This is a genomic window from Streptococcus jiangjianxini, assembly GCF_040225085.1.
In the GTDB taxonomy this organism is placed as follows: Bacteria; Bacillota; Bacilli; order Lactobacillales; family Streptococcaceae; genus Streptococcus; species Streptococcus jiangjianxini.
The window spans coordinates 16,330-40,023 of record NZ_JBEHGL010000018.1 but is presented as its reverse complement, the minus strand read 5'-3'; the positions used below and the strand labels follow the sequence as shown (position 1 = coordinate 40,023).

The window sequence follows — 23,694 nt, the reverse complement described above, 5'->3', positions numbered from 1 at the left end:
ATCTCCCCTTGTCTTAGTCGTCTAACTCACTCAAATACTCATAACGCTCATATTTTTCAAGTAGCGCTTCATTTTTATTATCTAAGTCACGCTGTAAGATCGCCAATTCACCATAATCGCTGGCATTCTCTAACATAGCAGCCTCAATAGCCTCAATGGCTTCCTCTAACTGGGCAATGTCGTCCTCGATACTTGCCCACTCTTGCTTTTCAAAATAAGACATGCGTTTCTTTTCTTGGCGCGTTTTTTCCGTCTTCGGCGCTTGTGATTTGGCGAGCATGGCAGAGCTGTTAGCTTCAAAGGCCTTTTCATCAAGATAATCCGTGTAATTACCATAAAAAGCTCTAATATCACCATTTTCAAAAGCCAGAATTTTATTAGCAACCTTATCTAAGAAGTATCGGTCATGACTAACTGTAATGACCGGTCCAGCAAATCCTGATAGGAAATTCTCTAAAACGGTTAGGGTTGCAATATCCAAATCATTAGTTGGTTCGTCTAGAAGCAGAACATTGGGCTTTTCGATCAAAATCTTCAAAAGATACAGGCGTTTTTTCTCACCCCCTGATAATTTAGCAATCTGAGTGCCGTGTGTTGAACGAGGAAAAAGAAATTGTTCCAAGAGCTCACTAACACTAGTTGTCCCCACTGTTGTTTTGACCTCATCTGCCACTTCTTGTAGGTATGAAATCACACGCTTGCTCTCATCCATATCCTTAATTTGTTGCGAGAAATAGCCAATTCGAATCGTTTCACCGATAGCTAACTTACCAGCCGTTGGGGTCAAATCACCCGTCATCAAGTTAAGAAGTGTTGACTTCCCAACCCCATTGTCCCCAACAATCCCAATACGATCCTTATTTTGGATAATCAGGTTAAAGTTAGAAAGAATGGGTTTGCTACCACCGTAGGAAAAATCCACATGTTCAAAATTAATAACTTTTTTCCCGATACGACTGGTTTCAAAATTAATTTCCAAACCTTCCGAACTAGTATCCTGATGAACATCTTTTTTCAATTCTTGAAAACGGTTGATACGTGCTTGTTGCTTAGTCGCGCGAGCTTGGGGCTGGGTGCGCATCCAGGCCAATTCTTGTTTGTAAAGCTGTTTTTTCTTATGCATGGCAGCCACATCACGCTCGTCTTGTTCGGCACGCAGACGTACATAATCTTGGTAGTTACCCTGATATTCCGTCAGATTACTATCTGCCAATTCGAAGATACGCGTTGCCACATTATCTAAAAAATAACGATCATGCGTGATAAAAAGGACAGTCTTTTTAGTATTAGTCAAAAAGTTAGTTAACCAAGCAATCGTATCAATGTCCAAATGGTTGGTTGGCTCGTCTAATAACAATAAATCCGCATCTCCAAGTAAGACTTGTGCCAATTGCACACGACGGCGAAGGCCACCTGATAAATCAGCCACTTTTTGTGCCAAATCATCAATGCCAAGTTTGGAAAGAACTGTTTTGACCTCACTTTCGATGGTCCAAGCATCCAGAGAATCCATCTCTGACATGACTTTTTCAAGTTCAGCCTGCCTATCTTCTGCATAATTAGCCATGATTGTCTCATAATCACGAATCAAGCGCATCTCGCGCAAATCAGATGACAAGACCGTATCTAAAACCGTTTTACTATCATCAAATTCAGGTTCCTGTGTTAAGTAGGATATCTTATAACCATTTGCTTTGATAAATGGTGACACATCGCCATCAAAACCTAACTTTTCAGAGATAACATCTAAAAGGGTTGTTTTTCCCGTACCATTAACCCCAATAATCCCAATACGGTCCAAATCATGAATAATAAAGGAAATATCCTTAAAAACAGTCTTATCTCCCACAGATTTGGTTAATTGTTCAACAATAAAATCACTCATTTTATACCCTTTTCTACGTACCAAAAGGAGGCAAGGCCTCCTCTTATTTATATCTTATTTTTGACAAAATTAAAAATAGCCTCTTTGTCATTGAAAAGTTCTCCCTTAACAATGGCTTGCTCAACTTGATTAAGCATTCTCCCCAAATCGGGTCCTGGTTTCAAGTTTAATTCAGACATGAGGATTCCACCATTGACAACGATGTCATGTTTGTCATGGATAAGCAAGTCTTGATCTAGCTTTGCTAACCTCTCAAAGTCCGCTTCCATTCCAAATGCTGTCCTCAAGGCTTCCACCTCTTGGATGAGCTCCTTACCATATTGATAGACCTGCCAGCTAGTCAAGGGCGATGATTGTCGTGATTGAAAAACCTCAATCATCTGAGTCACCCTTTTTTGAAACTGAACGGATGTTTTCCATTTTTTCAAAAATCCCTTAGGCTGAGCAATAGCTAAAACAATCATCACGGCTGTCCAAGCTTGCTCTGAACTTAGAAATTGATAATCTTTTTTAATTAAGGTTTGGAAGGCTCGCCACTTAGAGGCAGTCCCTTGAAAGTCAGGGAGATAATCATAAGCACCGGTAGCTATCAAGGCATCCAAACCTTTTGACCAATGTGGCGCCATCAATAATTTATCGAATTCAATAAAACTACGTTCAACAGAGATTTTTTCCAAAAGCGGCGCACAAGCTGACATAGCTGCTAAAGTTTGTTTGTCAATATCAAAATCAAGACTAGCTGAAAAGCGAATCCCCCGCATGATACGCAAAGCATCCTCGTTAAAACGTTCTGAAGCAATGCCCACTGCACGCAGTACACGATTTTCCAAGTCGGTTAACCCATCAAATAGATCGATAACCTCACGATCTTCATTTAAAGCAAAGGCGTTGACTGTGAAGTCGCGACGTTTCAAATCCTCTTTTAAAGAACGAACAAAAGAAACACTTGATGGTCTGCGATAATCCACATAGACATCCTCAGTTCTAAAAGTAGTCATTTCATATTCATGACCATTTTCTAAAACCAAAACTGTCCCATGTTCAATCCCAACATCAACCGTACGTTCAAAAATAGCTTTGGTCTCTTCGGGATAAGACGAGGTCGCAATATCCACATCATGGATAGGACGATCTAGCAAGACATCGCGAACCGACCCACCGACAAAATAGGCTTCAAAACCAGCCTTTTTAATCTTCTCGAGGAGAGGCAGGGCCTCCTCAAACTCAATTGGTAGTTTTTCTAACTTCATTAGAGTAATTTTTCCAATCCATAAACCAGTTGATGACGTGTTACCACTTCTTTTATACCTAAATTGACACCACTCATGAAAGAAGAACGATCATAGGAATCATGACGTAGACTCAGACCTTCTCCTTGGGCACCAAAGATGACTTCTTGATGGGCAACAAGACCAGGTAAACGAACACTGTGAATGCGGAAACCATCGTACTCAGCACCACGAGCGCCTTTTAGCAATTCTTCTTCGTCAGCTGCCCCCTGTGACTTAGACTGACGACTTTCTGCAATTAATTCTGCTGTTTTAATCGCTGTCCCAGAAGGAGCATCTTTTTTCTTATCGTGGTGTAGTTCAATAATCTCCAAATCTGGGAAATACTGTGCCGCCTTAGCTGCAAATTCCATCAAAAGAATGGCACCAATGGCAAAATTGGGTGCAATCAAGCCACCAAGTGCCTTTTCAGAAGAAAGAGCCACCAATTCTGCTATTTGTTCTTCTGTAAATCCTGTTGTCCCCACAACTGGAGCAAATCCATTTTCCAAGGCAAAACGTGTGTTCTCATAGGCTACCTTAGGCATGGTAAAATCAACCCAAACATCGGCTTCAAATCCGGCTAATTCTAGCTTATCATTAAAAACAGGTACGCCATCAAGAGCCTTTTCAGTCGCAAAAGGATCCAATAAAGCGGCTAATTCAAGCTCTTTATCTGATTTGACCATCTCAACTGCAGTAGATCCCATACGTCCTTTAAAGCCGGCAACAATCACTTTAATAGCCATCCTCAGTCTCCTATTTCTATCTTCTTAAAAAGGGAGTGAGTTTTTTTCTGACATTACAGAAAACCTCAACTTCCCCAAACTACTCATTCACATCGAGACTATCTTTTTTGTAACATTAAACTTTTGGAGTAACCCCAAAAGCAATAGCCCCTTCACCAACATGCGTTGCAATCACACTACCAAAAGGCACAATGGATAAGGTCTCGTCAAAACCAGACTCTTTTAGGTGTTGATACAACTCTTTTGCCTTATCTTCAGCATTAGCATGGATAATAGCGACATTGAAATCACCATCAGATGTCTCTTCTTTGATTATCTCTACCAAGCGCTTGATCGCTTTTTTCTCAGTACGAACTTTTTCAAAAACTTCGATCACACCTTGCTCATTGAAATAAAGGATTGGCTTAATAGACAACAGATTGCCCAGTAGGGCTGAGCCATTTGATAAGCGTCCTCCTTTGACTAGATGATTTAAATCATCAACTAGGATAAAAGCTTTCGTCCCCGCGATCTGCTCATTTAGCTTCTCTAAAATACGGTTAAAGTCATACCCTTCCTGCGCTAAGGTCAAGGCAGTCTCTACCATTTGCCCCTGCGGTGCGGAAGTGATTTTTGTATCAGGAATTGCTAACACAAGATCGCTATATTCGTTTTTTAGAAACTGACTATTAGCCCAAAAACCAGAGATACCACTCGATAAAAAGAGACCAATAACATGAGTATAATTGTTGGACTGCAAGGTCATTAAAAGATCATCGAACTCTGCCAAACTCGGCTGACTGGTCTTTGGCAATTCCTCATTGGCAGCCATTTTTTCATAAAAATCTGACATGGTCAACTTTCGGCTTTCCACATAAGTCTGACCATCAATAGCGACAGGTATATCTAAACAAAACAGATCAGCATGCCCCTCAATCGACTGTGGAAGAGCTGCTGAACTATCTGTTACTACTGCTAATTTCATTAACTATTAAACTCCAATTTAACACCTGGACGATCCAAAGCAATTTCAGTTACTTCATAAGTCATACGTTTAACCACGTCAAGAAGAGGAGCTGCTAGTGACTCAACTTCTTTTTGAGAAAATTCTTTTGGTTCATTGACAATACGATTTTTGATATGAACCATTTGAGAAACAACGCCAGAAATCATAAATTCATCACGAACAATCGTAAATTGTAGAACAGCCACAATGGTTGTCTCGTTTTTCTCAACATTCTTTTCAATCAGCTGGAAGGTCACTTCAAAATTCGTTTTTGGTGTTCCATTTTCCTTTTCCCATTCCAAGTTACGGGCATTGTAGTGGTATTGATTAACAAATTCTTTTTCGCGTATGATTTCCATAGTTTTCTCCTCTAGATACAATTAGGATTATTATAGCACATGCTCTTATAAAATAAAAGTTTACTAATACTTCTTCTGGGGGTGTTTGGCCACAATATCAGGGTATTTAGCTAATAAATCTTCGCCACTCTGGGTCAGACTATAAGCCCGCTCCTCAAACAAGCCGCCTAACTCTTCTTCCGTGAACTCTTGTTTCAGCGCCGCATCCAAGTCAGATCGCTTCATCTTACTCAAACCCTTGACTTCTTTTGTTTTTAGAAAATCCTTCACAATAGGTGCCGAGACAAGCTTGATGGATTCAAAAGCTGAGTTGATGCGAACATAGCTTTTTGAAATAAGATCTTCTAACTCTTTTTGTGCATCAATACCATAAGTGGTATAAAAATATTTATGGTGAGGGCTTTTTGTGGTATAAGTCCCAAACTGAATCCGCCACAATAGAATAATATGTCCCGGAAGAAAACCTTCTTCAGTTCTCTCCATTTGACGTTTGGCAATCGGTTTTCTCAATAATTCAGCTTCATATTTTGGTGAAATAAAGGGCATTTCAGCATGTTCACCATAAACTTCATTTAATGTTTTCATGACAACTATTATATCAAAAAGCATAGGAATAAACTAGAATGGAACTACTTGCTGATAGCACTCTTTCATACGCTATCATTCCTCAAAAAGAGAGAAGCCTTTACCGAGATAACTGATTACCAAAGTGAATCATACTTTGTCAGTTGATAGGTTTCTATGAGATTGTTGAGTTTCCTACCATAGGAAGTGTCTGTCGCATAAGTTCCTGTCAATGCCTTGGTAGCATCATGATAGGATAGAGTATTACTCTTATGCACTGCCCGGTAAAAATCTCGGTCTAAAAATTGAGCATAGTCTTCCAAGCTATTTTCTAAACTACCATACGAACGAAAGTCTGCCGTTATGGTATAAGGATTTCCTTGACCATCATCCTCCCAGGTTTCCAAAGCAACCGACTGCCCTTGATAATTACCTTTGATCCCAAAAAAGTTATAATGTGGTGATTGGCTAAGCCTAGACTGTCCACTATTGGATTCCAGAATAGCTTGCGCAATCATTACTGAAGCATACAAATCATTGTCTCTTGCGATTACTTGGGCTTTAGGACCAATTTCTTGAATAAACTGCTCTGATACTGATGATTCTGGCACTGACTCCGTCCCTTCTGGTAATACTTGCTTGACGAATATCACTATCGCAAAAGTCATGGCAATAGCAAGTAAAACTGTTCTTATAGGAAGCTTTCTTTTTCTCCTTCGTCTTGCCACTTTTGCCACCTCCCATATCAAGTCTCCATTATTTTAGCATAAGTGAAAAAGAAGACAAACTAAAAACCAGACAAGACCAGCTCATCTGATTATTGCAATGATTTTACTTTCCAAACAACGTCTGCGTTAATTTGTCTTTTAATGAGGCTTCCTTTGCTTCGACTACCTGTGCTTCATCTGTATATAAGCGTTCAATGAGGTCATCAGCTGATTTAATACCGTCAACAACGGAACGACTGATAAGCTTTTTACCTGCAAAACGTTCTAAATCAATTTCCTTATCAGAAGCGATAATAATCCCTTTAGCTTGTGAAATGTCATCAGCCGTCAAAACATTCTTACGGCCACTGGCACCATTTGTCTCAACCTTGATAGTCATTCCCTTATTAGTAGCCGCTTTTTTAAGGGCTTCTTCAGCCATATAGGTATGAATCAAACCAGTAGCACATGCTGTGACAGCAACGATAAAATCACCAGAATGATTGACTTTCTTTGTCGTTGCTTCTGCCTTATTGACCTTTGAAAAATCATCAAACAGTGTTAAAACATCATGTTCTGAATTTGCTTGGCGCAACCGCTCCGCAAAACCGTCTTTAGCCAAATAGTTTGATAAATCTGCAATGGCTTCTAATGACACCTCTTCTGCGTCACTGGGAGCTACCACCATAAAGAAAAGATCAACAGGCTGACCATCCGCTGCCTCGTAGGGAATGCCTTGTGAAGATCGTGCAAATAAAATTGCCGGCTTATCTACCACAACATGCTTACTATGAGGCATAGCAATGCCTTGCCCAAGCGCAGTTACCCCTTGTTCTTCACGAACCATGATGCTCTTTTTTAACAAATCCCTATCATGGATGATGCCATGCGCCGCTAATTTAGCAATCATTTCATCTAAAGCCACATCTTTAGAAACGGCTTTTAACTCCATAATCATCAAATCTTTGTGTAATAATGCTTTAATTGACATTCTGCTTCCTCCTTTGAGAATTGTCACTGATTACCTTTAGTTTTTGTTGCTCGTTTTGCAAAATCCAAAACCCTTGTTGTTCTTTATCATAACATGTTTCATCACAAAACTGATCTAGAAGGCGTGTTCATTTTGTGTTTTTTTCAACCCCGTAAGAGCCAATACCCAATCCATCTCACACTACTGTGCCTGTCAATCAGCAGACAATCTCAACTAATGTTTAACGCGACCCTCTTAAACATAGTCCTCTCAATCAGTACTCAAACCTTTTGGGAAGCAAATTGGTTTTAAATAGATAGCTTTCTCACTGTTTCACTACGAAGGTTCAAAGATGATGAACAACCGTCAAACACGTATCGTCTTTTGAATTAACATCGCTACATCATCGCTTACGACTTGGCTTACTCAAAAGCTGCCCGCGTTTCTATTTCCTATCTGAAAGCTAATTCAATTGATTGTCATAACGATATAGCCCATTTCAGTATTGACTACCGTGCCGCCAAGCAGCAGAGCTTTTTAAGCTGATCTAATTACTATTGTGTTTATCGGAAATTAGTCCCCATAGAGACCTTTCACCTAGAGATTCTCTATACTTGTCGTACCTAAAAAGCGCCGACCAAACGGTCAACGCTACATTTGTTTTGTCAGCAACATGACTGAAACACTGGGAAATAGCTCACTTGTCTTCTAGATCATCTTTCTAGCAAGGAAGCTCCCACAAACAAGGTTGTTCTAGAGACACATTACCGTGATCTAAAAACATATAAGCCAATTACCGATGACAAAACTTCCAAAGTCTAGATTGACTCTGGAAGTTTTGCCATATACTCATTTACAGAACACTTAGTTTATTTCTACTGATAAATGGATTATTTAGAGTTACGAAGTAATCCGAAGAGAACACCTGACACCACCGCACCAATAGCAACAAACAACAAGTAGAGAAGTGGGTTACTAGTCAAGGCAATAACGAAGATACCACCATGCGGTGCCATCAATTTAATACCAGCAAGACCAACAAGGGCACCTGTGAGGGCTGAACCTGCGATAAAGCTTGGGATAGCACGGGCTGGGTCAGCAGCACCAAACGGAATAGCACCTTCTGTGATAAATGACAGCCCCATAACGATATTGGTCAAACCTGAGTTTCGTTCTTCTTCTGTGAATTTATCTTTAAAGAGAAGCGTTGCTACAAAGACCGCAAGAGGCGGTACCATACCACCAGCCATAACGGCAGCCATAACGACTGAACCACCGTTAGAGACTGTGGCAGCAAGTGTTCCTGTACCAAAGACATAGGCAGCCTTGTTAACTGGTCCACCCATATCAACTGCCATCATACCACCAACAAGAAGTCCCATTAAGATAGCTGAACTACCTGAAAGGTTTTCAAGGAAAGTATTAAGTGCCGTATTGATAGCAGCCATTGGAATATTAACAAAGAGCATAAGAAATCCTGTCACTGCTACCCCAAGAAGTGGGTAGAGAAGGATTGAGCGAACACCGTCAAGTGAACGAGGCATACCAGCAAGGGCTTTGCGAAGAACAAAGATAACACCACCAGCAAGGAAACCACCAACAAGGGCACCAAGGAAACCTGATGACACACCAGCAAGTCCAAGTGTTGACTCACCACCAGCAGCATAAGCCACTTTACCGAAGGCAAGACCACTGTTAGCAATAGCACCGGCCACAAAACCAGCCACAAGACCTGGTTTTTCAGCAATAGAGTAGGCAATATAACCTGAAAGAACTGGAAGCATGAAACCAAAGGCTGCCCCACCAATTGCTTTAAAGAGTGCCGCCACTTCATTGTATGACCCCAGGTTAGCTAATTGATCCTTAGGCACGCCAAGAAGATTATCCAAAAGAAAGGCTAAAGCGATCATAATACCGCCACCAATAACGAATGGTAACATTTGAGAAACACCGCCCATAAGGTGTTTGTAAAAAGCTCCACCTAAGCTTGTCTTTTCTTCCGACGCTGCTGCCTGTGAACCCTCTTTAGCGACGAAGGTATCCGCTTTACCATCAAGAATAGTTTGGATTAATTCTTGAGGTTTTTTAATGCCTTCAGCAACTGGACGTGAAATCAATGGTTTACCGTTGAAACGTGGCATATCAACTGCTTTATCAGCTGCAACGATAACACCTTTGGCTTTTTCAATATCAGCTGCCGTTAATTTATTACCAACACCTGAAGCACCATTTGTTTCTACTTTAATAGCAACTCCCATTTCGGCAGCTTGTTTTTTAAGGGCTTCTTCTGCCATATAGGTGTGTGCAATACCAGTCGTACACGCTGTTACTGCAACGATAAAGTCTTGATCACTCGCTTGTAGTTTAGTGACATCAGCTAGTGCTGCCATATCAGCTTGTTCAGCTTCTTTATCAGCAGCCTCTGCCCCATCAAAGGTTGCAATCACACCATCAGGAGTGTTAATGTGACGCAATTCATCAGCAAAACCGTCCTTCATCAAGTATTTCGATAACTCCGCAAGTGCTGCCAAGTGAGTATCGTTAGCCCCTTCTGGAGCCGCAATCATAAAGAAGAGATAGGTTGGTTGACCATCAAGGGCTTCATAATCAACCCCTGAACTTGATTTAGCGAAAAGAACAGTAGGTTCTACAACCGCTGCGTTTTTAGAGTGAGGCATGGCAATACCATCACCCAAACCAGTAGACGTCAAGGCTTCACGCGCCATGATGCCTTCTTTAAATGTTGCAAAGTCACTGACCACACCTTCTGCAACCAAACGGTTAATCATCTCATCAATGGCAGCTTCTTTAGTGCCTGCTTGAAGGTCCAAGATCATGACATTTTTGTTCAATAAGTCTTGAATTTTCATCTTTTTTCTACCTCTACTTTTTCATAAGTTTCTTTTATAAAGTCAATGCTTGCTAAGTCATCTGAGAACGTTGTCGCCGTGCCACAAGCAACTCCCCATTTGAGAGCTTCAAGGGCATCTCCTGATTTAACGAATTCACCAGTAAAGCCTGCTACCATCGAATCACCAGCACCAACAGAGTTCTTCACTTGACCTTTAATGGGTTTAGCAAAGTATGCTGCTTCTTCAGTCACTAGAAGAGCACCATCCCCAGCCATTGAAATCAAAGCATTTTTCGCCCCTTTATCAAGAATTTTACGGGCATATTTTTCGATTTCATCAAGTGATTCTAAGGTAACATCAAAGATAGCTTCTAGTTCGTGGTTGTTAGGTTTCACCAAAAGTGGTTGATAGGCAAGCGAATCGAGAAGGGTTTGCCCTTCAAAGTCACAGACGATAGCTGCACCAGATGCTTTAGCAATTGGCAAAAGTTCTGTATAAACTTGGTTTCCTAGATTACTTGGCGCAGAACCAGCAAAGACGACAACATCTTCAGCCGTTAAGTGGGCTAACTGATCCTTCAAGGCTTCCAATTCCTGCTTTGCGATAACAGGTCCCGTACCGTTAATTTCTGTTTCTTGGTCCGCTTTGATTTTAACATTGATTCGCGTATCTTGCGATACTGGAACAAAGGCTGTTGTGATACCTTCTTTTTCCAATTCATCTGTGATAAATCGGCCAGTAAATCCACCAATAAATCCTGTGGCAGTATTATCAATGTCCAAACGTTTCAAAACACGGCTGACATTGATCCCTTTACCGCCAGCGAACTTATCATCACTGTCCATACGATTAACCTGTCCAACCTCGACAGCATCAAGGCGAACAATATAATCAATAGACGGATTTAAGGTAACGGTATAAATCATACTTCAATAACTCCTGTCTTTTCTTTGATCGTTGGCAAAAGAGGGTGATCACAATGATTAGTGATAATAGTGACATCTTTAAGCGAAGCGACATTAATAAATGATGCATGCCCTAATTTAGAAGAATCGGTTAGAATATAAGCTTTTTTAGCGCTAGCAATTATGCTGCGCTTTACAACAGCTTCTTCCATCTCAGGTGTTGTGATATGCTCTTCATCAATACCATTCATTCCCAAGAATGCTTTGTCAAAATTAAGGCGTTGCACTTGCTCTACCGCAATTTGTCCCACACTAGCATCTGTTGTATTTTTAATAAAACCACCAATAATTAAGGTTTTGATGTTTTTATCCACAAGCTTAGCCGCATGATGAATAGCATTGGTAACAACAGTCAGTCCCTCTTGATTCAACAATGGAATCAAAAGTTCCGTTGTTGAACCCGCATCCAGAAAAATCACATCGCCATCTTGCACGAGTTCTGCAGCTTTTTGGACTAAGGCTTTTTTTTCTTGAATGTTTTTGATAGATTTCTGACGAATATTGGGTTCGTCTTGAAGAGTATGTATTTTTTCAGCACCACCATGGACACGATGGAGCTTCCCTTGCGCTTCCAATTCGTCTAAATCTCGCCTTACTGTTGATTCTGATGTGTCTAATAGCTCAACCAAATCCTCTAAAACAACATAATCATCGAGAGCTATTTTCTCCATAATCAGCCGCTTTCTTTCTGTTTTTAAGATGGCAACCACCCCCTTCTGCAATCGTTTACGGTTATCATTATACTCTTTTTTGAGAATAGGTCAATACAAAACAATCATTTTCTGTCACTTTCTATCATTTTCATTCTTTTTCATAATTTTCCTATTTCTTGAGATGTATCAATTATTTTTTTTGCATCACTTGATATAGTTAAGACAAAAGAAAGGAGACATGATGACAGGTATTATTTTAAAGCAAAAAAAACAGCTATTGATGATTATGGCTGTACTTATTAGTGCAGGTTTTATCAGCCACTTCATATTTGAGCAACTCTATCTCTCGCAACTGTTGCTACTTTTAGCTTCTATTTTAGGAGCTCTGCCCATTCTCATCCAGGCCTATCAATCTCTCAAAATCAAGGTTGTTTCTATCGATATTTTGGTTTCCATTGCCATCATTGGTGCCTTTCTGATTCAAAATTACGAAGAGTCAGCAATGGTCGCTTTTCTCTTTCTCTTAGGAGCATTCCTTGAACAAAGAACCTTGAGAAAAACGAGATCTGCTATCAAAGAATTACTTGATCTAGCCCCCGAAAAAGCAAGATTGATTTTAGACAATGGCCAGATAAAAGAAATTCCCAGCGAAGACGTTGAAGAAGGGCAAAACCTTCTGGTTAGAACGGGAGATAAGGTTCCTGTTGATGGACAAATCCTTTCTGGTAGTGCCTATCTTAACCAAGCTAGCATTACTGGAGAATCCGATTTACTCAAAAAAGAAGTGGGAGATCAAGTATTTGCTGGAAGCATTCTCGAAAATGGCAGTATCACCATCATCGCACAAAAAGTTGGTGAGGATACTGTTTTTGGAAAAATTATCGAACTGGTAGAGGAAGCTCAAGATTCTAAAACCAATACTGAAAAGTTTATCAACAGTTTCTCAAAATACTATACACCGCTGGTTCTCCTGTTAGCCCTCTTAACCTTTATCATCACTAAAAATACAGAATTAGCCATCACCATTTTGGTATTAGGTTGTCCAGGTGCTTTAGTTATTGGGGTTCCTGTTTCAACAGTCGCTGGTATTGGAAATGGGGCCAAACAGGGTATTCTCTTTAAAGGAAGTGAAGCCATGTCAACCTTTAGTAAGGCAGATACCATCCTTTTTGATAAAACAGGTACCCTAACTCAAGGAAAACCTCGTGTGAATGCCATTGAAAGGTTTACAGAGGTATCAAAAACCCAGTGGGCTTATCTCGTTAGTCTAGAAAAAGAATCTCAACATCCTTTAGCTCAAGCGATTATAAATGATATCTCCGTAGAAAGAACCTATGATGTCGAACATTTGGAAACGATTAGAGGCGGGGGGCTGTCAGCTACCATTGATCAGCATACGATTTTAGTTGGAAACGCTTGGCTCATGCAGGAAAAACAGATCAAATTGCCTAGTCAAGTGAAAAAAACTGTTACCACACTGTCTCAAACAGGACATTCTATCGTGCTTTATGCTTTAGATGGCCAAATCCTTTTAGCACTAGGCATCAAAGATGCTTTGAGACCGGAAGCGCCACAAGTCATTCAAGCCTTGAAAAAACAAGGTTTTAAACAGATTGCTATGTTATCAGGTGACCAACAAGAAACAGCTGAACTCATGGCTAGAGAAGCTGGCATTCAAACCGTTATGGGAAATCTCCTACCTCAAGACAAGGAAAAATACATCCGTCAATTACAAGATCAGGGACATAAGGTCATTTTTGTCGGTGATGGGGTTAATGATAGCCCTTCAATCACACGCGCTGATCTTGGCATTGCCATGGGTGGCGGTACAGATGTCGCAATGGAAACTGCTGATTTAATACTCATGCAAGACAATCTTACACGTCTTCCGCTTGCCCATCAACTCAGCAAAGCAACCAATCGTAACATGCAAGAAAATATTGCCATAGCCCTCCTTGTTGTAGCCGTTCTTCTGACCGGGTTACTGGCTAGCGATTGGGTCAGCATGACCGTCGGTATGTTTGTCCACGAAGCTAGTATTTTAGTGGTTATTTTAAACGGTATGCGCCTCCTAAGATTTGGAAAATCAAAAAAACTTGATACTTATCAAGGAAGCAAGAGTAAATAATTGGTAAACTAATCAAAAAGAAAGAAGGTAATCCTATGTCACAATTAGTCATTCAATTAGAAGAATTAGCCTGCCCCTCATGCATGGAAAAAATTAAAGCAGCCATTAGTCACGTTGATGGCGTCGATCAAAGCAGTATTAAAGTACTTTTCAATGCTAGCAAAGCTAAGCTACGATTTGATGAAAAATTAACCGATGCTAAAACGATTGCCGCTGCCATTGAAACGATTGGTTATAAGGTTTTAAAAACGAAAGTATCTGCTTAAAGGAGACACTCATGGAATTGCAAACATTTTTAAAAGAACACCAAGAAGAATTGGACCTCTATACCAATGCTATTACGAAAGCCCACGGCAAACATCACCCTGAGGTTTTTGAGGTAAAAAATCTTTATCACAACATTCAGCAACATGTGACTAACCAGCATTCTTACAAAGCAGAGTTTCAAGAGCTTGATAGGATTACACATCACTTTGCTATTCCAGATGATGTTTGTCCTACCTTTGAAAAAACCTATCGTTTGCTTGAAAAAGCCTTTCAATTAGCACAAGCTTGATCTGTGCTATAATAAAAAAGGATATTGAGTTTAGTTTTGAAAGGAATTGATTATGGCGCACGATCATCTTTGTGTCTCTCTGGTTCCACTGTTTAACCACCTTCCCATCGCTGATCAAGAGCGTATTGAACAGCTAATGCATCACCAAGTGTTTCAAAAAGGTGACCTGATTTTTTCACCAGACCAAGAAGCACAGCTGGCTCTGGTCGCTAAAGGAGCTATGAAAGTTTATCGTTTGGCTAATAATGGACGTGAGCAGCTACTTCGTATCGCTCAACCCGGAGACTATGAAGGTGATCACTTCCTATTTGGCGTCACAAATGATAACCTCTTTGGGCAAGCCTTACAAAAGACTGAAATCTGCTTGCTGAGACGGTCTGACTTTGTCCAACTTTTGGAAAATTATCCTCAGTTGACCTTAACCTTGATGGCTATAAATGCGGAAAAGACACACCAGCTGGAACAGCAAACACAGTTTCTTAGCATGGAAAAAGTAGAAGAACGCTTAGCTTTCTATCTCTATAATCTAGCTAAAGCGTCAGATAGCCACTACCTTGAACTGCCCATGAAAATGAAAGAATTGGCAACCTTTTTAGGAACCAGTCCGGAAACTTTATCGCGAAAATTCAAAGTGCTTGAAAACAAACAGTTAATCGAAAGAGACCTAAAAACCATCAAAGTTCTAGATTTAGAAGGGCTGGAAGACTATTAAAACTCGTTCAAAATCAAAACTAGCAGAAACCCAGTTTCTGTGTATAATCGATTTTAGTTGGGAAGGAATGAGTCATTTTGTTATAACATTATGATGCTGCTATTTCTGAATCTTGTTAGGTACAAAACACTGAAAAAATCCAAGGCACTTGGCTTGGATTTTTTCTATTTTATGTGGCTTTAAGCCCAGTTTCGCCACGTAAGGTACGAGACAAATAAACGAGTCTGGAACAAAAAGATTTCTCAACAGTTAGCCACTACCGCTCTCCACCAAGCGTGCTTTGTCTTTTCTTCGCTCAGACGAAAAGGTTCACAAATGATGTTGTTAATCTTTAATCAACGACGTTGAATGCACAATGCGATTGTCTCGTTCTGGATAGATGTAGTTGATGGCTTCATTGACCGCTGTCGGTGCCTCACCAAACCCTGTGGCAATTAAATCTGCCTTGCCCGGGTATTCAGCAGCATCGCCGATAGCGTAGACACCATCCATACTAGTTTTCAAGACTTGGTCCACAAAGATACGGTTACGCTTATAATCCAGATTCCAGTTTTTAAGATTTTTATTATTGGTTGAAAATCCAAAACTGACAATCAAGGCATCTAGCGGTAAGTCAAGAGTTTCTTCTTCCTTGATTTTTTGAACACGTAAGCTGGTTGCTCGGCCATTTTCTCCAATGATTGATATTGGTACGTAGGGTGTCATAGTCTTAATAGACGACGCCTTCATGACCTCGACACTGTGTTCATGCGCACGAAAAGCATCTCTACGATGAACAATGGTGACACTACCTGCAACCGGTTCTAGCATATTTGCCCAGTCAACAGCAGAATCACCACCGCCACAGATGACCACATTTTTTCCAATAAAAGGCTCGACTTGATGGACATTGTAGTAGAGATTTTCATCTGCATAGATAGCTTCATCTTCCAAGCCAAGTGGACGTGGTGCAAAAGCCCCATTACCACAGGCAATGATTATCGCTTTTGACAAATGCTCCGCTTTATTGGTTTGAATGCTAAAGATACCTTCTTTTTTCTCAAAGGTTTGCACTTCTTCTTTAAGGCAGATGGTTGTTCGATCTTCAAAACGTTCCACTTGTTTGATAAGATTTTCCGACAATTCCCCCGCCGTAATAGCTGGATAAGCAGGAATATCGTAAATCACTTTTTCAGGATAAAGAACAGCTGGCTGACCGCCAAGCTCGGACAAACTTTCAATAATCTTGACCGTCATGCCACGAAGCCCAGCATAAAAGGCAGCAAAAAGTCCAACTGGTCCACCACCGATGATGGTGATGTCATAAATGTTTTTTTCTGTCATTTTAGCCTTTCTCAGTCTTTCGTATCGTCAAGCTCTCGCTTGATGTTTTCTAATATCTCGGCTTCTTCTTTAGTAAATGCATAATTTTCCAAAAGATCTGGTCGCCGAAGGTAGGTTTTACGCAGACTCTCTTCCAAGCGCCAACGCTGGATATTTTTATGGTGCCCACTCATGAGTACATCTGGAACCTTCATGCCGCGAAAGTCATAGGGGCGCGTGTATTGGGGATATTCCAACAAACCTGATGAAAAACTATCATCTTGGTGACTGGCTTCTTTACCGATAACATCTGGAATAAGGCGAACCGTCGCATCAATCATGGTCATCGCTGCCAATTCACCACCTGTTAACACAAAATCTCCGATAGAAATTTCATCCGTCACCAAAGTCTTAATCCGCTCGTCATAACCTTCATAATGGCCGCAGATAAAGATCAACTCTTCTTCTTGCGATAACTCCTCCGCATAGGCCTGGTCAAAGGTGCGCCCAGCAGGATCTAACAAGATAACACGAGGATTTTTAGCCCCAATCTTATCATAGGTATCAAAAATAGGTTGTGCCCGTAATAGCATTCCCTGACCGCCACCATAGGGTTCGTCATCCACGTGACGGGCTTTTTCTGCATTTTCCCGAAAATTATGGTAGGTAATCTCTAGCAACCCACGTTCTTTAGCCTTACCAACAATAGAATGCTCTAGAGGCGCAAACATGTCTGGAAAAAGGGTTAAAATATCAATCTTCATCATCTAACCCTTCCATAATCTCAACATCCACACGATTACCAGCAACATCGACATTGAGTACAACCGGTGGAATGTAAGGAAGCAAGAGATCCTTTTTACCTTTTCGTTTAACCACCCAAACATCATTGGCACCTGGTTGCATGATTTCTTTGATTTGTCCGATTAGAACATCATTTTCATAGACATCAAGTCCAATGATTTCATGGTAATAAAACTCATCTTCTGCCAAGTCCGTGAGATTTTCTTCAGCAACTTTCAGCATCGTTCCCTTGTACTTCTCAACATCATTAATATGATAGAGTCCTTTAAACTTAACAATATCAAAATTTTTCTGTTTACGATGGCTAATAATTTCCACATCCAAAAGATGATGATCATTATCATCAAAAATAGACAGCTGACTACCTTTCTTAAAGCGTTCTTCAGCAAAATCTGTCACAGAGAGCACACGCAGTTCGCCCTGTAAACCTTGGGTATTCACAATTTTTCCAACGTTAAAATAATTCATTTTTACCTCTATCTTAGCTTTTAATCAGCCTAGCTAACCGCACGTTTAGCTCCTAGCTCCTTTAAAAATATCGCCACTTTTTGCTATTAAGCAGTAGATAAACTTGTTTTCTAACAAAAAATGTCACATATGTCATAAGAAAGGCTCATGTTAGAAATAGCTAACTAAACTTTACCACTACTCACTTGTTAAACTTGTTTTTTTACAAAGAATGTCACATTTATCATAAGAAATACTCATGCTAGAAAAAGGTGTATTACTACTTGCTATTAAGCAGCCGCTAAACTTGTTTTCTAATCAAGCATGTTACTAGGCTGAACTGAACCATAAGACTACTTGCTGTCAGTTATCAGTTACCGCCTGATAGAAACTTCTTCCAACCTTCTAAGACAGCCTGTTCACTAAAGCGACTGGCAACCTCAAGAGACTTCCGTCTAAACTGCTGTCTCACCTGCTCTTCCTGATTAAAGTAGGTCACGATAGCCTCTGCCAACTGCATGATAACCATCGTTTCATCTTCTTCGTGGTCAAATGGAACCAAATAACCATTCTCTGCAGATGTGACAAAGGTCTGATTGCCATAAGGCACGTCCAGACCAATGATTGGCAAGCCATGTGATACCGCTTCAAGGATACTCAATCCAAATGTTTCTCGAGCTGAAGCTGTGAGATACAACTCATAAGAAGGATACACTTCATCCAAAGGAACATGCCCTTTCAATGAGATATAATCTCTTGCCTCCAAATCAATGATTAATTCTCTGCAACTCGCCATTAATGATCCTTCACCATAAATATCTAAGGATAAGTTAGGAATAACCTTTTTAGCAAGAACAACCGCCTTCATCAGCCAATCAATATGTTTGATTAGCTCTAATCGTGAAGCAGTCATTATGGAGAAGGGAGTATACTGGTCAGCTTCCTTATACTCAACTACTGATACACTTCCCGCAGGGATAACAGTCATTTGAGGCTTAACTCCCATTTCTTGAAAAATGAGTTGCCCTAGCCTTTCCTTCTGCAACTCTGTCGAAGTCACAAAAATATCAATATCCTTGGCATACTTAATGATGTAATAATATTCGTAATTAATAAATAAATACGAAGCATCATAATTTCTAGGGAAATAATGCTCTGAATGGATAATAGCCGCCACTTTTGCCTTCCCCTTATTTTTCAGCACCACTTGCGCGAAGTCAAAATGCTGACTGCGATCCAAGAGCAGCCAATCTTCCTCTGTCAGGTTCAAGCCTTTGACAAAGGTATCAAGAAAGTCATGCTTGGTCAAATAGCGTCGATGATCCGCAAAGACAAACATCGAATTCCCCTCTTTAATGACTTCTTCATAAACCAGCTCTCCTTCAGGGCTTAAAAAAGTCCGCCTATACAAAGCCGCCTGATAATGACCATTAATCGTCTGAGGGGCATAATACTCACTATAGATGTGGCGATTCGTATAAAAATCTTTACGTAGCAACATTCCTTCTGCAAATAGTGTAACATAATTGACTATGTCAGAATCCTCATCTAAAAAACTAACCGCAATCAATTGCTTACCTTGCTGATAGAAATTGAGATGAAGCCCTTGCTTATTGTGAAAATCTGCTTGGTCAAACTGCGGGTAAAGGTAGCGGATATCTGATAAGGTTACGCTTGGCTTCAAACTTGCGTCTTCTAAAAAGGAGAGGTGGACAGACATGAGCTGCCCTATTGGAATACCGACCACTTCACTGTAGCGACGAACATATTCCCAACTTGGCAATTCCGTAAAGATATAATAGTTTTCCTCATCTAGCTGATTTAAGAATTTCGAGCGATGCCCTTGAGCATAGTCTATACCTGAAATTTGAAATCCCACTAGTATATTAAAATTATACAGCGTCATACTCTCTCCAATCACTACCAAATAGCTCCGCGCTATCCACTACTTGAAAATCGAGTTGCGCCATCTGATAATCAAGCACCTCTTGTCTTAAGGTTTCATCACGGTCAAGCTGATTCACCTTAGCCACCATGGCTTCAACATCATTTTCCTCAAACAAGGTCTCTTCATGGTAATACTCCAAACGATGGGCAGTCGGTCTGAAAGACAAGAGACAGAGTCTCGCCATGACCGCTCGAGAGACGATTTCATCGACTTCGCGATGATGATTGATGTCCAAATAAAAAGACGACTTTTGCAACAGAGACTTAACATCAGTATCGCTAAGCCCTGATAAAACCGTCACATTTGCATACCTCTCCAAGTCCTGTAAAGTCGGTGAAACCGTCGTCCTAGCTCCGATAAATAGATGATACTCTGGCAAATGCTCGACCAGATCAGACAAGCCTTCCAGCTGGTCACTAGCCGTCAAGACAAACAGACTCTTTTTTTCTTTAGGACCGACAGCTTGCGTCATCACCTTTTGATACAATCTTTTTCGCCGCTGACTATGCTCCGTCACATCAATCACCAAACGATTTGACAACTCGGGTAAGTCATTTATCTGCTGGTGTTCCTGCCTATTTAAAAAAGCAAGATTATTGTCATCATCGCTTAGTAGGTCAGTATCACTCGTGACAAGCTGACGTGATTCACCTTGCGCTTGTAAAACGGCGATTAAAAAGGCTAATCGATTGGGGTAATAGCCGTCAAGTTCTTCTGTATTGGAAACAATAATGCCTTCCTTGCCAGGAACCGTTTGTGCAAATTCTCTCTCTTGGTTATCGCAATAAATCCTGACCGCATGCGGTGTCTCAGGATGGTAAGTCTTAAAGAAGACTTTGCCATACTGGCTATAATTCTCCCAAAATAAAGGTTTCTCATCATCTGTTAACCAAGTGATATGGGAAATATAGCGCTCTTCTTTTGGGTTTGCAAAATCAAGAATCGCTTTTTTCTTTCCCCAAAAGCTAGCCTTTCCCCTTACTCCCTCATGAATACCAACCTCCCAAAAATCTGGTAGCGAAAGGTGATTATGGTAGAGTGGAGACTTTTCAAACGACGAATCACTTCCGCCAGCCAATAACATCAACGACTCTACCGAATCCGGTAAAAAGCCATCATCTTCTAAAATGATAATCCTGTCAAAACAAGACAAATCCACTGTCTCTTTGACACGATTAACCGCTTCTAAATTGCGTTCAATTAAGAGCACTCTCTCTTCTCCTTGTTTACAAATGTACCTGTTTATTATACCATAGTCACCAACAATATTTCAGCAAACTAAAAGAGATTTTAATTCCATTCACCATTGCAAAAAATCATCAAGTTGTTGCCAGTAAATTCAAACTGTATAAGTATTTCGGAACCATTTACAGAGCGGATTATTGATTTCACATTTGAATTTTTTGTTTTAGTGTATTTTTATAACTTCTTTTAAGGGTTAATGTTTGAATAATATCCTCGCAGTGCTAGTCCATTTCAAAACCAAATTTATAAAATTGAGTTAGACAGAAAAAATATTAACGAGTTTATTTTGGTGGAGGCTTACTACCAAGAAGGAATAACAGTTACTGATACAGTAAAATCTCTGAGGATATTTAAACAGACGATTTATAGAATTATCGATTGTCTCAAAGGTGGGCAGTCGCTTTACGATTACTGAGAACACTACCAAACTAATAAAAAACGTTGTGGTCATCATCCGGTACAGCTTACTGAACCTGTGAAAGACGTTATCTAAAGTCATTTGGATCTTGATTGGAGTCTTGATGTCATCAAGGGAACCTATTCAGATAAGATTCCATGCATTATGAGCTCTTTATCGTCTGGCTGATCGCGGCGTTTTTTGATAGTAACTCCTTCTCTTAGAAAGGGGAATGGTAAGAGGAGAAGTCGGGGAAACAAGTTCTTCGAAGGAAGATTCGTGAAGGTGCAGCGTTAGATTCAATGTTTAAAACGGCATTTTGACATCTTGAAAGCTATACTGTTGTCGGTAAGAAGCAAAAGAGTATTATGATTACACTAATAGAAAAAACAGCCAAAAACAGGATAAACGCATGAAAGATTTTTACCAAGAAAATAAAGCTTTCTGCATTTCAATGTTCAAAATTTACAAAAATAATAGCTATTTTTAAACGTTATTCTTATAGTAAAAACGCTTAGATAAAATGTTCTTATCTGTACTATAATTCGGAAACAACTGTTTCATACGTTTGTTGTGCTTTGAAACTCCATGAAAACAGTCCGATTCCAATTGTTTATGGTGATAAAGGCTATAGGGATGAGGAAACAAAAGCAGAGCTTGCACGTTGAGGTATTAAGTTGATCTCACAACTAAGGAAAACATGGTTGGCTATTCGTGGTTCGACAATTACAGAATCAGTCGTTTGAGAAAGCCCATAGTGACCGTCTTTTCTAGTCTAGAGCGATTCGGAACTGAGTGTTTCCGTTGTCGAAACTTCTAGACACTCAAATTTAGAGAAGAGGCGATGTTGCTTAACTATTCCCTTATGCTTGAAAATAGTCATAATGAATTGGGGAAATGAAAACATTTGGCTCTAATTTTTTTGGGGGCAAACAGAAAAAGAGAACCTCACGATTCTCTCTTGATATGAACTATTGTTTGACTTGAGCAAAAACAAGTCCATAACTTAAAATAAATAGTCCGTACGGGATTCGAACCCGTGTTACCGCCGTGAAAAGGCGGTGTCTTAACCCCTTGACCAACGGACCATTTCTACTAGTAATCACTAATATCCTAAAGTAATACCTATACACTACTTTACTGGGGTAGCTGGATTCGAACCAACGCATGAGGGAGTCAAAGTCCCTTGCCTTACCGCTTGGCTATACCCCAAAACAACAAAAACTATTTTAGCGATTTTTTCAAATCTTGTCAATAGTTTTTGAAGAAAAATTCAACTTATTTTTCATCAATAACCAGTCGAACTTTTTTACCTTGAACGGGCACCGAATAGACAATCGATCTTATGGCCATAATTGTGCGACCTTTTTTTCCGATGATACGGCCAATGTCATTGGCATCCAAATCAAGATGATATTCTAAATACTCAGGTGTATCCTGAATTTTAATCGTTAAGTGATCCGGTTGTGAAATCAAAGGTTTCACAATAGCAATAATAAGATTTTCAATGGTGTCCATAAGCATTTAATTATTTAGAGTATTTTGACTCGTGGAATTTCGCCATGATTCCTTCACGTGAAAGGATGTTACGAACAGTATCTGAAGGTTGTGCACCTTTTGACAACCAATCAAGAATACGCTCTTCTTTGAGAGTTACTTGATTTTCAGCTACAAGTGGGTTGTATGTTCCAACGGTTTCGATAAAACGTCCATCACGTGGAGCACGTGAATCTGCGACGTTAATACGATAGAAAGGTTTCTTTTTAGAACCCATGCGAGTTAAACGGATTTTTACTGCCATTTTTTAAGTCTCTTTTCTTTTGTTTTAATATTTGGATCAACAGCAAGGATACCCCTACTGCTTTACCTTGATTAGTGTATCATAGTTGTTTTATGGTGTCAAGTTTTTTTCTTGACACTTTTATATTTTCCATTAAGGCAACACTTGATATGAATATCTTATCTTGCAATCACATTTTTCCTTAAGAATACCCATAAAAAAGAAATACCTGCCCAGAAAATGGATCTAAATTAAATTGACTCTTAATCAAATGCGCTAGGGGATCAATTTCCTAGATCTTATCGCTTTTCTTACAAACCAGATAAACTTACCCGAAATCGTTGAAATGAATCGTCATAGAACAACACCTTATCTAAAATGTTTTCTACCATGCCTTTATCAGGAGCCTAAAACAAAT

General features: G+C 40.0%; 22 protein-coding genes, 2 tRNA genes and 1 pseudogene. 5 read left to right on the top strand and 20 right to left on the bottom strand.

Going from position 1 to position 23,694, the window contains the following annotated elements; genetic code table 11:
* Positions 1-13: 13 nt before the first annotated feature.
* The 11 genes from ABP870_RS08280 to ABP870_RS08230 form a co-directional block, all read right to left on the bottom strand.
* The gene (locus ABP870_RS08280) at positions 14-1,885 is read right to left on the bottom strand and encodes an ABC-F family ATP-binding cassette domain-containing protein (RefSeq protein WP_350014982.1); all 1,872 of its coding nucleotides are present in this window, start codon (positions 1,883-1,885) and stop codon (positions 14-16) included.
* 47 nt (positions 1,886-1,932) lie between these two features.
* Positions 1,933-3,135, bottom strand: coding sequence for a CCA tRNA nucleotidyltransferase (locus ABP870_RS08275; RefSeq protein WP_350014972.1), 1,203 nt, complete (start codon positions 3,133-3,135; stop codon positions 1,933-1,935).
* The gene (dapB, locus tag ABP870_RS08270; RefSeq protein ID WP_350014971.1) at positions 3,135-3,902 is read right to left on the bottom strand and encodes a 4-hydroxy-tetrahydrodipicolinate reductase; all 768 of its coding nucleotides are present in this window, start codon (positions 3,900-3,902) and stop codon (positions 3,135-3,137) included. The genes ABP870_RS08275 and dapB overlap by 1 nt, the downstream gene beginning before the upstream one ends.
* 115 nt (positions 3,903-4,017) lie before the next feature.
* Complete coding sequence (locus ABP870_RS08265; protein WP_350014970.1) at positions 4,018-4,866, bottom strand: DegV family protein; 849 nt, start codon at positions 4,864-4,866, stop codon at positions 4,018-4,020.
* Positions 4,866-5,246 carry a DUF1149 family protein gene (locus tag ABP870_RS08260; RefSeq protein WP_350014969.1) on the bottom strand — a complete coding sequence of 127 codons (381 nt, stop codon included), beginning with the start codon at positions 5,244-5,246 and terminating at the stop codon, positions 4,866-4,868. Before ABP870_RS08260 ends, ABP870_RS08265 begins: the two co-directional genes overlap by 1 nt.
* A gap of 63 nt (positions 5,247-5,309) precedes the next feature.
* A complete protein-coding gene (locus ABP870_RS08255) occupies positions 5,310-5,831 on the bottom strand; it encodes a hypothetical protein (protein WP_350014968.1) in 522 nt (173 codons plus the stop codon).
* Positions 5,832-5,947: 116 nt separating this feature from the next.
* Entirely contained in the window at positions 5,948-6,538 is a 591-nt protein-coding gene (locus ABP870_RS08250) for a glucosaminidase domain-containing protein (protein ID WP_405054648.1), read from the bottom strand.
* A gap of 103 nt (positions 6,539-6,641) precedes the next feature.
* Positions 6,642-7,508 carry a fructose PTS transporter subunit IIA gene (locus tag ABP870_RS08245; protein ID WP_350014967.1) on the bottom strand — a complete coding sequence of 289 codons (867 nt, stop codon included), beginning with the start codon at positions 7,506-7,508 and terminating at the stop codon, positions 6,642-6,644.
* Positions 7,509-8,377: 869 nt separating this feature from the next.
* Positions 8,378-10,357, bottom strand: a complete 1,980-nt coding sequence (locus ABP870_RS08240) for a PTS fructose transporter subunit IIABC (protein ID WP_350014966.1) — start codon at positions 10,355-10,357, stop codon at positions 8,378-8,380.
* A complete protein-coding gene (pfkB, locus tag ABP870_RS08235) occupies positions 10,354-11,265 on the bottom strand; it encodes a 1-phosphofructokinase (protein WP_350014965.1) in 912 nt (303 codons plus the stop codon). Before pfkB ends, ABP870_RS08240 begins: the two co-directional genes overlap by 4 nt.
* Positions 11,262-12,014 (bottom strand): DeoR/GlpR family DNA-binding transcription regulator, encoded by a 753-nt coding sequence (locus tag ABP870_RS08230; RefSeq protein WP_350014964.1) that lies wholly within the window; start codon positions 12,012-12,014, stop codon positions 11,262-11,264. The genes pfkB and ABP870_RS08230 overlap by 4 nt, the downstream gene beginning before the upstream one ends.
* A gap of 184 nt (positions 12,015-12,198) precedes the next feature.
* On the opposite strand from ABP870_RS08230, the gene ABP870_RS08225 reads away from it, so the two are divergent.
* From ABP870_RS08225 to ABP870_RS08210, 4 genes are read left to right on the top strand one after another with little or no spacing between them, the layout of a single operon-like run.
* Positions 12,199-14,085 carry a heavy metal translocating P-type ATPase gene (locus tag ABP870_RS08225; RefSeq protein ID WP_350014963.1) on the top strand — a complete coding sequence of 629 codons (1,887 nt, stop codon included), beginning with the start codon at positions 12,199-12,201 and terminating at the stop codon, positions 14,083-14,085.
* Positions 14,086-14,120: 35 nt separating this feature from the next.
* The gene (locus ABP870_RS08220; RefSeq protein ID WP_350014962.1) at positions 14,121-14,351 is read left to right on the top strand and encodes a heavy-metal-associated domain-containing protein; all 231 of its coding nucleotides are present in this window, start codon (positions 14,121-14,123) and stop codon (positions 14,349-14,351) included.
* A gap of 11 nt (positions 14,352-14,362) precedes the next feature.
* A complete protein-coding gene (locus tag ABP870_RS08215) occupies positions 14,363-14,641 on the top strand; it encodes an iron-sulfur cluster repair di-iron protein, ric (RefSeq protein ID WP_350014961.1) in 279 nt (92 codons plus the stop codon).
* Between the two features lie 52 nt (positions 14,642-14,693).
* Positions 14,694-15,353: a Crp/Fnr family transcriptional regulator gene (locus tag ABP870_RS08210; protein ID WP_350014960.1), complete on the top strand. Its 660-nt coding sequence runs from the start codon at positions 14,694-14,696 to the stop codon at positions 15,351-15,353.
* 324 nt (positions 15,354-15,677) lie between these two features.
* Here the strand turns inward: ABP870_RS08210 and ABP870_RS08205 are convergent, their stop codons facing one another.
* From ABP870_RS08205 to ABP870_RS08185, 5 genes are all read right to left on the bottom strand, one after another.
* The gene (locus ABP870_RS08205) at positions 15,678-16,676 is read right to left on the bottom strand and encodes an NAD(P)/FAD-dependent oxidoreductase (protein ID WP_405054647.1); all 999 of its coding nucleotides are present in this window, start codon (positions 16,674-16,676) and stop codon (positions 15,678-15,680) included.
* A gap of 11 nt (positions 16,677-16,687) precedes the next feature.
* Entirely contained in the window at positions 16,688-17,419 is a 732-nt protein-coding gene (gene trmD / locus ABP870_RS08200; RefSeq protein ID WP_350014979.1) for a tRNA (guanosine(37)-N1)-methyltransferase TrmD, read from the bottom strand.
* Positions 17,409-17,927: a ribosome maturation factor RimM gene (gene rimM, locus ABP870_RS08195; protein WP_350014959.1), complete on the bottom strand. Its 519-nt coding sequence runs from the start codon at positions 17,925-17,927 to the stop codon at positions 17,409-17,411. The genes trmD and rimM overlap by 11 nt, the downstream gene beginning before the upstream one ends.
* Positions 17,928-18,276: 349 nt before the next feature.
* Positions 18,277-19,812, bottom strand: a complete 1,536-nt coding sequence (locus tag ABP870_RS08190; protein WP_350014958.1) for a glycosyltransferase — start codon at positions 19,810-19,812, stop codon at positions 18,277-18,279.
* Entirely contained in the window at positions 19,799-21,064 is a 1,266-nt protein-coding gene (locus ABP870_RS08185) for a hypothetical protein (RefSeq protein WP_350014957.1), read from the bottom strand. Before ABP870_RS08185 ends, ABP870_RS08190 begins: the two co-directional genes overlap by 14 nt.
* A gap of 950 nt (positions 21,065-22,014) precedes the next feature.
* On the opposite strand from ABP870_RS08185, the pseudogene ABP870_RS10695 reads away from it, so the two are divergent.
* Positions 22,015-22,397 (top strand): annotated as a pseudogene (locus ABP870_RS10695) (IS982 family transposase); the annotation flags it as partial.
* A gap of 115 nt (positions 22,398-22,512) precedes the next feature.
* Here ABP870_RS10695 and ABP870_RS08180 read toward each other — a convergent pair.
* The 4 genes from ABP870_RS08180 to rpsP form a co-directional block, all read right to left on the bottom strand.
* A tRNA-Glu gene (locus tag ABP870_RS08180) sits at positions 22,513-22,584 on the bottom strand.
* Positions 22,585-22,636: 52 nt separating this feature from the next.
* Positions 22,637-22,708, bottom strand: a tRNA-Gln gene (locus tag ABP870_RS08175).
* A gap of 66 nt (positions 22,709-22,774) precedes the next feature.
* A complete protein-coding gene (locus tag ABP870_RS08170; RefSeq protein WP_062712344.1) occupies positions 22,775-23,014 on the bottom strand; it encodes a KH domain-containing protein in 240 nt (79 codons plus the stop codon).
* A 10-nt stretch (positions 23,015-23,024) separates the two neighbouring features.
* Positions 23,025-23,297, bottom strand: coding sequence for a 30S ribosomal protein S16 (rpsP, locus tag ABP870_RS08165; RefSeq protein ID WP_062707871.1), 273 nt, complete (start codon positions 23,295-23,297; stop codon positions 23,025-23,027).
* Positions 23,298-23,694 lie beyond the last annotated feature (397 nt).